Annotated in this window: 15 protein-coding genes; all 15 read right to left on the bottom strand. The window is 43.4% G+C overall.

The features are described 5' to 3' along the window. Window positions 1-32 precede the first annotated feature (32 nt). The 15 genes from GN277_RS29385 to GN277_RS09195 all read right to left on the bottom strand — a co-directional run bounded on the left by GN277_RS29385 (window position 33) and on the right by GN277_RS09195 (window position 15,067). Window positions 33-530: a glycosyltransferase gene (locus GN277_RS29385; RefSeq protein ID WP_204162723.1), complete on the bottom strand. Its 498-nt coding sequence runs from the start codon at window positions 528-530 to the stop codon at window positions 33-35. A gap of 176 nt (window positions 531-706) precedes the next feature. Beyond that, complete coding sequence (locus GN277_RS09260) at window positions 707-1,477, bottom strand: SDR family NAD(P)-dependent oxidoreductase (RefSeq protein WP_159750808.1); 771 nt, start codon at window positions 1,475-1,477, stop codon at window positions 707-709. Window positions 1,478-1,579: 102 nt separating this feature from the next. Then, entirely contained in the window at window positions 1,580-2,926 is a 1,347-nt protein-coding gene (locus GN277_RS09255) for an ATP-grasp domain-containing protein (RefSeq protein ID WP_159750807.1), read from the bottom strand. Window positions 2,927-2,947: 21 nt separating this feature from the next. Continuing rightward, window positions 2,948-3,706, bottom strand: coding sequence for an MBL fold metallo-hydrolase (locus tag GN277_RS09250; protein ID WP_159750806.1), 759 nt, complete (start codon window positions 3,704-3,706; stop codon window positions 2,948-2,950). Beyond that, window positions 3,699-4,946 carry a glycosyltransferase family 2 protein gene (locus GN277_RS09245; protein ID WP_159750805.1) on the bottom strand — a complete coding sequence of 416 codons (1,248 nt, stop codon included), beginning with the start codon at window positions 4,944-4,946 and terminating at the stop codon, window positions 3,699-3,701. The genes GN277_RS09250 and GN277_RS09245 overlap by 8 nt, the downstream gene beginning before the upstream one ends. A 17-nt stretch (window positions 4,947-4,963) precedes the next feature. Continuing rightward, window positions 4,964-5,665 (bottom strand): sugar transferase, encoded by a 702-nt coding sequence (locus GN277_RS09240; protein ID WP_159750804.1) that lies wholly within the window; start codon window positions 5,663-5,665, stop codon window positions 4,964-4,966. A gap of 112 nt (window positions 5,666-5,777) precedes the next feature. Next, window positions 5,778-7,076, bottom strand: a complete 1,299-nt coding sequence (locus GN277_RS09235) for a DegT/DnrJ/EryC1/StrS family aminotransferase (protein WP_159750803.1) — start codon at window positions 7,074-7,076, stop codon at window positions 5,778-5,780. Window positions 7,077-7,091: 15 nt separating this feature from the next. Further along, window positions 7,092-7,622, bottom strand: coding sequence for a transcription termination/antitermination NusG family protein (locus GN277_RS09230; protein WP_159750802.1), 531 nt, complete (start codon window positions 7,620-7,622; stop codon window positions 7,092-7,094). Between the two features lie 30 nt (window positions 7,623-7,652). Further along, window positions 7,653-8,111, bottom strand: a complete 459-nt coding sequence (locus tag GN277_RS09225) for a hypothetical protein (RefSeq protein ID WP_159750801.1) — start codon at window positions 8,109-8,111, stop codon at window positions 7,653-7,655. Window positions 8,112-8,694: 583 nt separating this feature from the next. Beyond that, window positions 8,695-9,921 carry a DNA methyltransferase gene (locus tag GN277_RS09220; RefSeq protein ID WP_244324646.1) on the bottom strand — a complete coding sequence of 409 codons (1,227 nt, stop codon included), beginning with the start codon at window positions 9,919-9,921 and terminating at the stop codon, window positions 8,695-8,697. Beyond that, window positions 9,902-10,585 (bottom strand): ApaLI family restriction endonuclease, encoded by a 684-nt coding sequence (locus GN277_RS09215; RefSeq protein ID WP_244324645.1) that lies wholly within the window; start codon window positions 10,583-10,585, stop codon window positions 9,902-9,904. Before GN277_RS09215 ends, GN277_RS09220 begins: the two co-directional genes overlap by 20 nt. A 281-nt stretch (window positions 10,586-10,866) precedes the next feature. After that, a complete protein-coding gene (locus tag GN277_RS09210) occupies window positions 10,867-12,006 on the bottom strand; it encodes a sensor histidine kinase (RefSeq protein ID WP_244324644.1) in 1,140 nt (379 codons plus the stop codon). Then, complete coding sequence (locus GN277_RS09205) at window positions 12,003-12,677, bottom strand: response regulator transcription factor (RefSeq protein ID WP_159756532.1); 675 nt, start codon at window positions 12,675-12,677, stop codon at window positions 12,003-12,005. Before GN277_RS09205 ends, GN277_RS09210 begins: the two co-directional genes overlap by 4 nt. Before the next feature lie 20 nt (window positions 12,678-12,697). Further along, on the bottom strand, window positions 12,698-13,993 hold the full coding sequence (locus GN277_RS09200; protein ID WP_159750800.1) for an ATP-binding protein: 1,296 nt from the start codon (window positions 13,991-13,993) through the stop codon (window positions 12,698-12,700). Window positions 13,994-14,233: 240 nt separating this feature from the next. Then, entirely contained in the window at window positions 14,234-15,067 is an 834-nt protein-coding gene (locus GN277_RS09195) for an Mrp/NBP35 family ATP-binding protein (RefSeq protein ID WP_159750799.1), read from the bottom strand.

Below are 15,067 nucleotides of genomic sequence, written 5' to 3'. Positions count from 1 at the left end.
ACAAAATCTAGCTAGATTTACTCCGGCACCATTTAGTATATGTGTTTTTCAAAATCACAAATTTTATTCGATACTAATACTTCCCTATTTCCGGTATTCTCAAAAAAAATGTCTTTTGCGTCTTTTAAGGCTATTTTATAAAGACAGGTAACTATTATTTTAATCAAACCTCCATTTTGAAATGATGTGCCAAGACCAGTAATATTGGCCGCATAAGGAATATTTTTCATTCGGCACACCAATCCTCCATATATATTAGGCTTTATAGTATACGTAATTACAATGTCCGGTTGTTCTTGCTTTAATACTCTTAAATATTTTAATATTAGCCTAGCATCTTTAAAGGGATTAATCCCTCTTCTATCTATGCTGACTTCTATAAGTCGTATAGGCATCGAACGAAGCTTTTCCATTTTATCGTCAAAAGGAGTTGCAATAACAACTGAGTTTTTTTTGGACAATTCAGTTATTAGCTCATATCGGAAATCTACCATGGCTCCGCTTTTATTTGAAAGAATCAAGATTTTCATATTTTTCTCTCCCATCAACTAATCATGCATAAATGGATTTTTTCAGAACCTAATTCTCTCTTATTTCTCTAAGATATTTTTTCATTACTTGACTTGTCTTTTATCGCAGGTTAGTTCTTCGCCTATTCATTATTCCAGAAAAGCTATTGCATATCATTTTTTAGAAACTCCTATTATCAAATATACTCCCCAGCAGTCAGCCTGAACGTGCTCCCCGTCATCATCGCGCTTGCATCGCTCATCAGGTAGAGCAGCCCTTCCATGTAGTCATTCCGTTCGCACATCCGCCCCATCGGAAGGATTTCCGCCGCGCGTTTCCGCAACTCCGCCTCACTTTCGCCCTGTGAAATTCTAAGGCTTACCTCGCCCTCAGTCGGGGTCCAGCCAAGCGTCAGATAATTGCATCGGATCAGTTCAGATGCATACTGGTGGGCGATATGCTCCATCAATATCCGCAACACGCCTTTACTGCATGCATAAGCAGCTCTATCCTTCTGTCCTCCCCACCCATGGGCTGAACCGGTGAGGACAATGCTGCCACCGCCATTCATCCGCATATACTTCACGGCTTCCTGACAGCAGAAGAACGCGGCTTTGAAGTTTACATCCATCACCCAGTCAAAGGTTTCCTCATCACAGGCATCCAGAGGACTTACCGGCGTGACTCCGGCATAGTTGAAGAATCCATCGATCTTGCCGAACTTCTCATAACCTGCATCAAACAGATTCCTGCAGTCGTCAACCTTCAGAAGATCACAGTGGACGAACAAGCCCTCTGACCCGAATGTCCTGATATTCCTGACAGCTTCCTTTCCTGCTTTCTCATCACGCCCGCCGATGACAACCCTAGCACCCTCTCTTCCCGCGACTTCAGCGAATGCTCTGCCGACTCCCTTAGTGCCCCCGGATATCACAATCACTTTATCTTTCAGTCGTTTAAATTCCATCTATTTTCTCTTCCTTTCTCTTATCAACTTCCATTTTCGCAGATTCTACAGGCAAATCTATCTTCTCTCACCTGCTAAACAGCGGAAATATGGCGGAAGAGATCATTTAAGTTCCAATGCTTTATTAACATCAAAGCCTTTCAGAAGCAGATTGTTTCCTTCTTCATCCAGCACTTTCACTGTGTTCATGTAATATTTCAATGTATCCGCCAGCTCCATCCTGCTGTTGCAGATAAGGTACATTCTCGTCAGCACCTGTTTTTCGTTTCCGATCCACTCAGGCAGAACAGTGTCGCCTTCATGCAGACGCTGAATGTTAGCAACCACTCTCTCGTCCTGATCCAGCCTGTCCAGACCCTCAATCTTCGCAATCCTGCCTTCCTTCAGCAGGAACCAAAGCGTAGCCGCCCACTTGCCTCGAAGCCTAGTGTCATCTTCCATTTTTAGCTCCACGTCACCCTCAGATCCGGTCAGTGCGAAACGGATCAGCATCTCCCTCTGGTCAAAACCGTGGATTGCCTTCATCAGAAGATGCGGCGCTTCGCCTTGAAGGCGGAAACCGGTGTCATACACATAAAACTCGCCATTTTCATAGAAACCGGAGAGCATTAGCACACCATTTTTAATCCCGATCTCCCTGAAGAGACGCAGAGCATTGGGATGCATCCGTTCAAAATACTCGTCCAGATGCTTGGATGGATAGGTACCGCCGAGGCAGACGCGGGACAGCCCCGGCTGTTCATCGGTGGTATAGCGATCATAAATACAGGAAACGGAGCAATACCCATCCTTAAAGGTATAGTACATACCCATGTCTTCGCACTGCATATACTTCTCAACGATAAAACGTTTGGTGCGGCTGTTTTCCAGTGCCACCGTTACACCCTTTCTCAGTTCTTCCTCGTTGTAGGCAACCGTCATGCCCACGCCGCCGCCATTATCCACGGGCTTCACCATGACGGGGAACTGAATCTTCGCCAGATCTTCCGGGTTCATGCTACTGTCCAGATAGAACTCCGGGATGCCGTGGACACCATACCTCTCACAGGTGGATTTGAAGACATCCTTAAAGCTGAACACATCCACGATTTCCTGTGTCGCATAACAGGGAAGGTCAAGAGCCTCGCAGACCTTGCAATACATGGGAACAAGAATATCCGCCACGCCGACGAGGACGCCGTCCACCTTTTCTTCCGTGGCGATCTTGATGACTGCCCCCGTATCCAATCCTTCAAAATCATATGCTTTCCACGCATAAGTCTTTGCAGGATCGGTATGCCTTGCGGATACGACAATCGTTTTAATCCCCCAGTTATTGGCGATCTCCACCAGCGGAATAGTCTCCGGGTTCCCACCAAGGATAAGAAGCTTCTTCCCTTCAAATTCTCTTGTTTCTTTTGCAACTTTTACTTCTCTTGAATCTTTTGATTCTTTTGCCTCGTTGTTCATTTTCTTTTCCTTCCCGCTCCCTCAGAGCTGATACTGTTCACCCTGCCGCATGAGCAGGAAAGGCAGTTTCTTTTCCGTCATGATGTCATAAAATTTGCCAACATCGCCGTGGTGGGATGCGAACATTCCATAATGGCACGGAATCGTTATTCCCGGTTTCAGGTTCTCGGCCAGAACCGCACAGTCATCTTCATTCAGATTCCCATATGCACCGTTGATTGGAGCGATCAACACGTCAAGCAGCTGTGGGATTTCATTGATCCGGTCTAATCTCAGGCAGGTATCTCCGGCTTCATAGATCGTCTTTCCATCCACCTTTACAACCACACCGACCGCATCCGGTGCGCCAGCTCCGTGATCGCAGTTGACAAACATGATATCGAAATCTCCCTCAATGCAATGGTCTCCCGATTTTACATAGGTGATAGACAGGAAATCATACTCCATCTGCATTTGATGAACCAGCTTCTCACAGTCCGCCGAACAGAACAGCTTTGTCCTGCCGTTACTCAACAGCTCCGGTACTACGTCAATATCAAAATGATCCAGATGCGGGTGTGTGCAGATTACCACATCGAAATCGATATCACTGGGATTCAAAATCTGAGGGAGCAATCTTTTATAGCCCTTATTCCCTTCCACCCGTTCCACACAATTGGAAAGATAGAGGTCTATAGCCAGTAACTGCCCGTTATGGCTTTTGATGATATATCCTGCCTGTCCAACGGCAAGAATGGCGGGGCCTTTGGCAGATAAAATTTCTGTAGTAAAATCACGCATGCGACAATACCTCTCGTTTTCTTTTCGCTTCTTCTACTTTTATGGTGTCTGTGTCAAGGAATCGGCTCATCAGTCCTTCTTTGTCGTCCAGCACCGATACTGTCAGAATCCTTTCAGCACTGATGCCAAGATCCAACAGGCGCTTCTTAACGCTCTTTGCTACACCGGGGTCAACGGCAGCTATGAGAACATAGTCATAATCTATGGATGTAATGCTCTCCACCGGATCGACATCCATGTAGCACCTCCGGTATTCCCAGTAATCATCGTCCAGCCAGGCGACCACATTACAGTGCCCGGTTTCCTTGAACCTTGCGATCAGCTGCTGACCGAACGTCCCTGCGCTGTAGATAACCACATCCTTGCCATAGTAAGCTGTGTCAAAAGTGGAGAAATCATCCTGCGGCAGCCTTCCACCGGAGCGCATGATTGCGATGGAAAGAATATAATCCGTTACCTGAGACGCTATGTCAAGCTCTGGGGCGGTTGACTGACTCCATCTCATCATATAGTCATACAGATATTTCAGCTTCTGTGCTTCCACGCTATAACTGGCGCTCTGCTTCAGCATGGAATCTTCTCTCTGTCTATAATGGTAGGCAACATTGTCTGTCACTACCACCCTTTTGCAGTTCAAAAGAGCCGGGTATGTCACCGCGCCGTCCTCACCAATGGAAATACGGCTGTCCACAGACGACTGCGGAGCCAATAACACTTCTCTCTTGAACAGCTTGTTCCAGACATATGTGGATATCCCCGGACGGTAAAAGGAGCCGAACAAAATCATGTTCTGCCAGAGCCACTTCAACCGTTCCCCTTCATATATCCCCGCAGGGAGAGCATTGGTGAAATGCGCCGATTTGGAAAAGAGATCGCGGGTATGTCCGGCGCAGACCATGTCAGCACCGGAAGTGGATGCCGCAGTATAAAGTCCTTCTATAAATCCCGGACCAATCCAGTCATCGCCATCAACATAGTTTATGTAAGCGCCGTTAGACTGCTGAAGCCCCGCTTTTCTGGCGGATACAAGGCCGCCGTTCGGCTTGTGTATCACCCGGACACGCGGATCCTTTTTCGCATACAGGTCGCATATTTCGGAACATCTGTCCTTGCTGCCATCATCGACCAAAATGATCTCAAGGTTTCTGTATGTCTGGCTGATAATGCTCTCTATGCAAATTCCGATGTATCTGTCTATCATGTAAATTGGTACAATTACGCTGATCAGTGGATCTTTCATTCTTCCACCCCTGTTATCTATAATCTACTCATTGTCTGCCTGCTGCCCACCCCTTCTGGGACTCTGCCAATACTGTCGCAGTAATCTCTAAAATCCTCCATGGTTGCGGAGGTTTCTGAAGCGATTCCCTCCCGCCTGAATACCTTACCGACGGTTTCAAAAATGATCTTCACATCGCCAAGAAATGTAATATTTGAAACGTACTTAACATCCATCTCAAATTTTTCGTCCCAGTTCACTGTATTGCGGCCGTGTACCTGGGCGTAACCAGTCAGTCCCGAACGAACAATGTGGCGTCTGCGCTGTTCTTCTGTGTAATACGGAAGGTACTTCACCAGAAGCGGCCGTGGGCCTACCACCGCCATATCGCCTTTGATGATATTAATCAGCTCTGGCAGTTCATCAAGGGAGGTGGAGCGAAGTGTGCGCCCGAACTTCGTAAGCCTGACTTCATCAGGTAAGGGTTCCCCGTTCTCATCGGTTCCGTCTGCCATTGTCCGAAACTTGTACAGCCTGAATATCTTCTCTTTTCCCGACTTTGGGTCTATCATCCCCGGCCGTTCCTGTGTGAACAACACAGGCGATCCCAGTTTCACTCTCACAAGAATTGCTGTAATCAGCATGACCGGTGACAGGACAATAATCGCCAATAAAGCACATAAAAAATCCTGTGGCCGCTTTATGTATTTCTCATATGGCCCATATGACTTATGCTGCATAAACTACCCCTCTCACATAAGATGTACTAACGCTTTTATCAAATTCCTATTTCCACGGTTTGCAAGGCAGTCCAATTAACTCCTCATGCATATGCAGCCAATGCGCTTCTCCTCACAGAAAACAACGGTGGATGATATCGATAATTATGTTCTGTTCCTCTGGTTTCATCTTATTATCAGACGGCAAACACAGCCCACGGTTGAAAATATCGGCTCCAACATCCGTTCCGGACTCACTTATATACGCATTTGTCCGCCCTCTACCATTGCCATCGGCAGTTATAAACGGGGTCATCCGATACAACGGCTGCATATGCATTGGCTTCCAAATTGGACGGCCTTCCGCATTGAATGCACTCAGAGCAGACAAAATCTCTGTCGGGCAGGATTTCCCAGGCTCTGTCAGATATAAGCTATCCTTTTCCCCTCGCACCTGTTGACACATAGATTCTTCATCTATAGTCATACAACTCATCCAGAAATTAGGTTCACTATTAATTTCATCATACGGATTCATCTTTACAGGAAGATCAGCCAAACCCTCCTTATACCTTTCATAAATCTGCTTCTTCTGAACAATATGCTCATTCAAATATGGCAACTGCCCACGAACGATCCCTGCAATAATGTTACTCATGCGGTAATTATAGCCCATCTCTTCATGCTGGTACCATGCAGCATCCTCTCGGCTCTGTGTGGACCATTTCCTTATCTTATTTGCATCCTCAATTTTATCTGTTAAAAACATTCCACCTGAACTGCCAGTCAGAATTTTATTTCCATTATAGGAAATAATTGATGCAGCGCCAAAATTACCGGTTTGTATACCTTTGTATGTAGCGCCCAATGATTCTGCAGCATCCTCTACAATAAGTGCATCATGCATATCAGCAATCGCCCTAATCTCGTCAATTTTGCCTGGTGTACCATATAAGTGAGCGACTACAATAACTCTCACATCCGGATACAGCTCAAACGCTTTCTCTAAAGCTATTGGATCTATGTTCCACGTATCGTATTCAGTATCGATAAAAACAGGTTCTCCGCCCTCATAGGCAATTGGATTGACTGTAGCATCAAAGGTCATGTCTGATACGAATACTTTACGACCTTCAAGCGTACCATGACCAATCTTTGGCTGACCATAGAGTTTTTCTCCAACCAGTTTGATACCAAGGTGCAATGCCGCCGTTCCAGCAGACAAAGCAACTGCATATTTTCGATTAATTATTTCAGCAGTCATTTTTTCTACTTCATTAATATTTTCCCCAACTGTAGAAACCCAGTTTGTCCGGATTGCTTCATCCACCCATTTTTGCTCGTCACCATGCATGGTAGGGCTGGAGAGACAAATCCTGGATGAAAATGGAACAATATCCTTGAATCTCGAATCAGTTAAAAAATCATTCATCTATGCACACTCTCCCTACCTGGGATCTCCTTCCACTCGTATCCCGAACAGCACGTCCTCCTGGCGGTTAAACAAACGAACCCTGGCCGTCACATACCGATGTCTGAGCCTTTGTCTGGTAATCTGGTTTAGGTAGGGCTTTAACACTCCTGCCGCGCTTTTTACCTGCCCCTCATCGTCCACCTGTACCGTAGACAACTTCATATCATGCCCCAAATTCTCGCCGCAGACATTTTTAAGGAATTTCAAATCCTTTGGCTCCACCGGTACAATGTCAATCCCCTGGCCGCCCACCAACTGGGGAAACTGCCTGGATTTCTCCAATTCCTTCCTAAGCTCCTTTGGCGATGTTGTATGCACAAAAATATACCCTGGAAACATTTCCTTCTTACTCAGGAGATACATCCCTTTTGTGCGGAATAGCTGCTGCTTCCGAAGTATCCTTAAAGAATCCCATAGCTTACGGCTGATTTTCTTTTCCATCAATGCAGCCGCCTCTGCTTCTTTCCCTGGAATTGTCCGCATTACACACCAGTTCGTATTCATGCAATCCTCTCCTTATTTTTAGCCAACTTTCTAAATCTTCTCCGTAATCTCCAACCCCGCCGTAATATAGCCAATACTCTGTTCTGTAGACATCTTAAGCTTTACAAGCCTCTTATGCCTTTCAATCCTGCATATCCTCTTTTCCAATCCCTTCAGAGGTCCTGCTGTTACCTGGGTGACCCCGTTCTTGACGATCCCCCTTGACATTTTCAGATTGCGGCTGTCTCCATATAAATCTTTTAAAAACCTCTCCTCAGCTTGCTTGATACAGAGTAATGGAATACCCTTTTTGGCAGCTTCACTTTTTACGGGTTTCTTGGCAGGAAATGAATTCCTTCTTCTTTCTCCCAATTCATTCAAAAAAAATGCTTCCATCCCACGCTCTCTCAATTCCTCCAAAAGAAGCGTTCTATTCTCACTCTCCACAAACACATAGGAGGGGAATAAGAGTCTCTTTTCCGTATGCCACGCCCCTTCATAACGGCGCATCCGGTCATATGTCAGCAGGAAAATGTCTTTTGCTGCTTCTGTAGTTAAATATTCTCTATATGAAACAACCGCTTCCGCCTCCTCCTGACCGCGGCAGTCTATTAAGTACCAGATACCAATCCCTCCAACTTCGCAGAGTAACTTCCTCTGCGAAAATTTGCTGTTGATTTTCTATATAAATTAACAGTTTTTATTTCAAATATCGAATTATTTTATATATAATATAAGAAATTATATATTTTCTCTCTAAATCTTTGTAAGAAATCTGCACCAAATTATTACAAAAATATTTTAGGTATTGACTTATGGGGGTTGGGTGTTTACAATAAATATGTTCTTTAGAAATAATTTTCGCAGAGGAAGTTACTCTGCGAAAATAAAAAAGGGACTTCTCACAGTTGATTGTTAATCAAGGTAAGTAGTCCCTCTTATTATTGCTCAAAATATTATTCAATTATTTTTTACCATCACTCTTATTTTTCATTTTCCAGTTAAGTTCAATTCCCTCCATTATTTAGAAAGTATTGACGTATAGAATGTATCACCTGATCCGTATTTAATTGACACATAGCATCTAACATAATTACATAATTGACGCACATACATTAAGAGACATTTCTTTTAATTCATTTTCAAGTTGTATCTTATAATCATCAATTATGACCATATTTGACGGAATATTAATATTCCTGATTAAATCGTCATTTTGAGTGCGTATTAAAATTGTTACACTACATTTTTTTTTCTTTCCTGCTGTTTTTAACAAATTCACCGCCTCACTAAGACTTTCTGTTGGTTTTTGGATTTTCACTGCCACAGGTGCATTTTTATAATATTTTTTTAGAAATCCATCAATCCCCCTATTTCTTTGCACCACATCACAATCCAATTGATTTAGAATGGCACTATCAATATCATTTTTTGTCTTGTATGATTCAATACCTAATTTCAGTAATCTGGATTCTGTTTTACATGGATTTTTTAATCTATTTTCAGATATTTCTACTGCATCTTGGCTAATATCAATTCCTATTCCTTTTCTATTAATTAATTCAGCCGCAACTATTGTCGTTCCACTCCCACAAAAAGGATCAAGTACCGTATCACCTGCATCAGTACTAATACGAACTATTCTTTCAAGTAATTCAATAGGTTTTTGTGTCGGATATCCAACTCGTTCTTTAGCTTTGGGATTTAAAAATGGAATCTCCCAAACATCTGACATCGGAACTCCCTTTTTTTCCTTCGACAAAATAACTTCACCATTATTGTCATGTTTATAAATTGTTTTTCCTCTATTATCCCTCACCCTCTCTTGAAGAATTTGGTCAATATTAGTGGTTGGAGAATACTCTGTATAAACAATATTAAATTTATAATCATTTGTTTTTGAATAAAAGAAAATTGTTTGATGCCCTGGCAACAATCCTTTTTTTGAATTAGACCATCTTTTATACGTCCATATAATCTCACTTCTAAAGTTGTCTTCTCCAAAAACATCGTCTAATATTATTCTCAAATAATGTGATGCCTTTTCGTTACAATGCAAAAATATACTTCCTGTATCTTTTAAAACTCGTTTCAATTCATATACACGTACCCTCATATAATCTAAATAATCTTCCCGACTATTCCAAGTATCTCCAAAGGAATACTCATTCCCTTGTGTATCTTTCAAAGACTGTATTTTCTGCGAAAAAAAAGGTGGGTCTAAATAAATCATATCAACTGAATTACGATCCATCTGTTTCAAAACTCCCAAACAATCTCCCTGTATTACCATTTCACTATCACTTCCTTGAATCTGCAATTTTTTGAAGAATATCCAACAAATCAATGTCTGTCATTTCTTTTATATATTCCCAAGCAGTATCACCATAATAATATTGCCCACCAATCCCCTTATACAAGGTTTCTAAAGTTTCTTGAATTTTTTTAGCCTGCGAACGTTGTGGATAATAGAACATAACTCTTATGGGCGTATAACCTTTCTCTTTTATAACTTTAACTCGTGTATGCTCTTTTGTAATATGGTCCCCATCTGTTGTTGCATCTCTCCATTTTATTTCATGTGCCATTCCATCAACCAAACAATCAATTTCAAAAGTCTTGGGGCGACTCCCCAACGTATTTGGAATTCTTATTTTTGCAGCTTTAGAATATTTATGCTTTATGCACATACAGGCAGCTTCTTCCAAAAATGCACCTGCATACTTATATAAAAATCGTCCTTTATTTTGATATAAATCAATAAAACTTCCTTCTTGATTAGTAACCCCTAATACTCTATATATCAAATAATGCGACGTGTCATCACTTTTCATTTCCTCAATTCGAGCATCTACCTGATTTTTAAGCTCTGATGCATATTTATCTGCAAGTTCTTTTATTTTCACATATATGTTCATATCCATATCGTCCTCATAATCATTTAAAAAATTATTTCTACTTGATTTTTCATCAGAAAGTTCCATGATATCACCTATATTTCAGTTCAACGACTTATATATTTTATAAAGACTTTCTAATAATACTGTTTTTCCTACCTTTTACTATACTTACATTAATCAATATTTACAATACATTATAATTAGCAATGTAACAAGTGTAAAGACTTAATCTAAAAGAGATCTGACGATATCTTCATCTGACCCCACCAGCTTTAATCCCTTCCGGCCTTTCCGTTGTATCTCTCATCACCACTTTTAAAAAATTACGAAAAAAGTGACTAGAAACGATTACCTTTGAAAACACATCACTCATGCCTCATCATATTCCTCTGAAGCGACAGATACACCTTCGTCCCCTTTCCCGCCTCAGACTCAATCCAAATCTGGTGCTTAAGCTTATCAATCACCGACTTGCACAGATACAGCCCAATCCCCGTAGACTTTTTATCCTTGCGCCCATTATAACCCGTAAATCCCTTCTCAAATACCCTGGGCAAATCCTCCGGCCAGATTCCGATTCCGGTATCCTCAATCACAAGACAATTTTGCCCTTTCGTATAAACCGATATCTTCCCTGTGGAGGTATATTTCAACGCATTGGACAATATCTGCTCTAACACAAAAACCAGCCACTTCTCATCAGTCAGAACCTTCATCTCAATCGGCGTATATACAAGCTGAATCTTCTTAAGAATAAACATCTGGGAATACTTGCGGACAGCCTGCTTAATAATGGAATCCAGAGAACAGCTTTCAAAAGACAAGTCAGAGGACATCTCCTCCATCCTCAGGTAAGTAAGGACCATCTCCACATACTGCTCAATCTTGAACAATTCCATTTTCATCTCTTTTAGATACCCAAAGGGCGCACCGCAATCCATGCCTACACGGGGCCAATGGGCCTCATCCCTGAAAGGATGCCCAAGGGTGCCCCGTAATTTATCCCCTTCGGGCGTCTGGGCTTCATCCGTCAAGGTATGCTGAGGCGCCCCCTCGTCTTCAAGCTGGCACTCCTCTAAAGCCTGAAGCAGAACATACATTGCCGCGATGGGTGTCTTAATCTGGTGCACCCACATCCCATAATAGTCCACCATCTCCTGCCTGGCGATTCTCCCTGCCGATTCTGCCTCAATCCTCGCCTCATACAGCCTCGTAATAATCCTCTGATAATCCTCCTCCAAAAGAGTACAGGCATCCGGTATTCCATCAATTCCCGACTCCAAGCCCTTCTCTGCCTCAAGCAGTTCCTTATGCCTTCGCACAAACCGCAGATAGTCCGGTATGCCTAAAAGCAGCACCCAGACTGCTGATAACAAAAGGGCATACTCCACCGCATCCATACGGATGCCATACAGATAAGATACTACCGCAAAAGTTCCCAGCAATATGGCGCATAAGCCTAGCTCTCTCTTTCGTTCTCTAAAAAATGCCCTCGTTGTCTTCATTGCTCCACCATATACCCAATCCCTTTTTTCGTCCGTATCATCTGCGTAAGTCCAATCTGCTCTAATTTCTTCCGAAGCCTTGCGACATTTACCGTCAGCGTATTATCGTCAATAAACTCATCGTTCTCCCACAGCCTGGTGATAATACTGTCTCTGGATACAATCCTTCCCACATTCTCCAAAAGCATCTGAAGGATACGGAATTCATTCTTCGTAAGCTCAGTCTTCTGCTCCTTATTTACCAGCGTCGCATCATTTAAGTTCAGGATTGCCCCATGGTATTCCATCACATTGACCGTACCCTGAAAAGAGTAAGACCGCCTTAAGATTGCCTGCACCTTTGCCGTCACCACATTCAAATCAAAAGGCTTCTCGATGAACTCATCACCGCCCATGTTCATGGCCATGACGATGTTCATGTTGTCGTTTGCGGAAGACAGAAAGATAATCGGCACCTCCGACACTTTCCGAATCTCCTGGCACCAGTGGAACCCGTTAAAAAACGGAAGCATGATATCAAGGAGAACCAACTGGGGGTCATACCTGCGGAACTCATCCACTATATTCTTAAAATCATCAACGCATTTTGTCTCATAATTCCATTTGCCCAGATGGGAGGCAAGAGCCTGGGCGATTACCCTATCATCCTCTACAATCAATATCTTATACATCGCAAGCAGTCCTCTCCTTATCATAAGAAATCCCTTCCAACAAGATACAGCGGAATATTTACCATCCAGTCCTGCTCTCTATAATCGGACATAGATGTCCGCACCGCCAGATTAGGATGATATTTTTCACAGAACAGTTTCAAGCTTTTCGCCTGCAGATTTTCCTGCGCCTTCACTTCCACTGGTATGATTCCCTCCTCATTCTGCAAAAGGAAATCAATCTCCGCTGTTCCGTTCTCAGAAGACCAGTAAAACAGATCATTTTCGGGATTAACAACCAACTGCTGCATCACATACTGCTCTGTCAACGCACCCTTAAATTCTTCAAACAAACGACTCTTCTCTAATATAATCTTTGCATTCAGCCCCGACATTGCCCCCAAAAGACCGATATCTAAAACAAACAGTTTAAACGCCTTAAAATCTTGATAAGCACGAAGGGGAAAACCTGGTTTACTTACACGGTTTATTTTATATACCAGCCCGCAGTCAATCAACCAGGTAATCGCCACCTCATATTCCCTGGCTCTCGCCCCATCCCGTATCAGTCCGTATATAAACTTCTTATTCTCCTTGGCAAGCTGTGTCGGAACGGAATTCCATAGCATCCGTATCCGTGTGACAACCTCCTTCGGTGCATGTTTTGAAAAATCATTCTCATAGGCAGCAAGCAAACGCTTCTGAATGACACGAACCTGCTTCATATCCCTTTCCTCTGAAAAAACGGACACTACCTCCGGCATTCCTCCCACATAGTAATAGTACTTCAAATAGTCCATATATTTATTTTTAAAATCAGAGATTAATCCGTAATCTCTTGCAGTTAGTAAATCTGCCAGACCATCCTCGCCGCACGCCTTTAAAAACTCCCAAAAATCCATAGGATATAAGTCGCAGAATTCAACCTTTCCCACAGGGAATGAAGTCCCCTCGTGCAATGCCACACCCAAAAGTGAACCTGCGGCAATCACATGGTATTCTGGCGCATTCTCACAAAAATACTTCAATGCCTTTAACGCTCTTGGTATTTCCTGTACCTCGTCAAATATAATCAATGTATTACCTGGCTCAATCTGAAAGCCCACGGCAATCTCAAGGGCCGTGATAATTCTTGAAATGTCAAATGCATCCCTGAATACTTCCTCCATAACTTCATTTTCATCCATAGAAATATACGCGCACTTTTTATAACAGGTACGGCCAAATTCCTTCATAAGCCATGTTTTTCCCACCTGTCTGGCGCCTCGCAGAATCATGGGCTTACGATTTTGACTTTCTTTCCAGCTTTTTAAATGTTCAATCAATCTGCGATACATATCCTGTCCCCCAAGAATATTTTTCTCTAATAATTATAGATTATTATCTGCATTTTTTCAAGCTATATACACATTTTCCTAAGGACTTTTATCTATATCTCCCACATTTTCCTAAGGACTTTTATCTATATCTCCCACATTTTCCTAAGGACTTTTATCCTTATCCCTCACATTTTCCCTATGAACTCAAAAAATGACGCAGACAGCCCTTCCCTGCCGCCTGCGCCACAATTCCTTCGTCTATATCTGATTCACAGCCGCCTTAAGATACTCGTTGCTGATCTCATGGAACTTCTCATTCTCCACCGCCTCAGCAAGTCTTGCATCTATCGGCATCTTCCCAAGCACCGGAATTCCAAGTTCTTCTGCCGCCTGCTCTACATGACTAACCCCGAACACGGAAATCTGCTTCCCGCAGTCCGGACACACCAGATAGCTATAATTCTCCACAATCCCAAGTACCGGAATATTCATAGCCTTCGCCATATTGAAAGCCTTCTTCACAATCATCTGCACCAAATCCTGTGGAGACGTCACGATTACCACGCCGTCCACCGGAAGAGACTGGAACACCGTCAGTGGCACGTCGCCGGTTCCCGGCGGCATGTCCACGAACAGATAGTCAAGCTCTCCCCACATAACGTCCGTCCAGAACTGGGTCACAACGCCTGCAATCACAGGCCCTCTCCAGATGACAGGATCCGACTCATTCTCAAGAAGCAGGTTCACCGACATAACCCTGGTACCGTCCTTGGCCTCACAGGGAAAGATTCCCGCCTCGTCTCCTTTTGCCTTCTCGTGGATTCCGTACATCTTCGGAATGGAAGGCCCCGTCACGTCGGCATCCAGAATCCCTACCTGAAATCCCTGCTCGCGCATCATTCTTGCCAGGCTTGCAGTCACTAAGGACTTGCCAACACCGCCCTTACCACTGACAACAGCGATTACCTTCTTTATCTTGGAAAATGGATTCGCCGGCTCTCTCAAGTCCTGGGGCTTGCTGCTGCATGACCCTGCATGGGCGCATCCGGCGCAGTCAGACGACGTGCAGCCATTCTGCTGTTCTTCTGCCAT

The organism is Sporofaciens musculi, from assembly GCF_009830285.1.
Classification (GTDB): domain Bacteria; phylum Bacillota; class Clostridia; order Lachnospirales; family Lachnospiraceae; genus Sporofaciens; species Sporofaciens musculi.
Note: the sequence above shows the minus strand (reverse complement) of the source record. Positions and strands in the feature narration are given on the sequence as shown.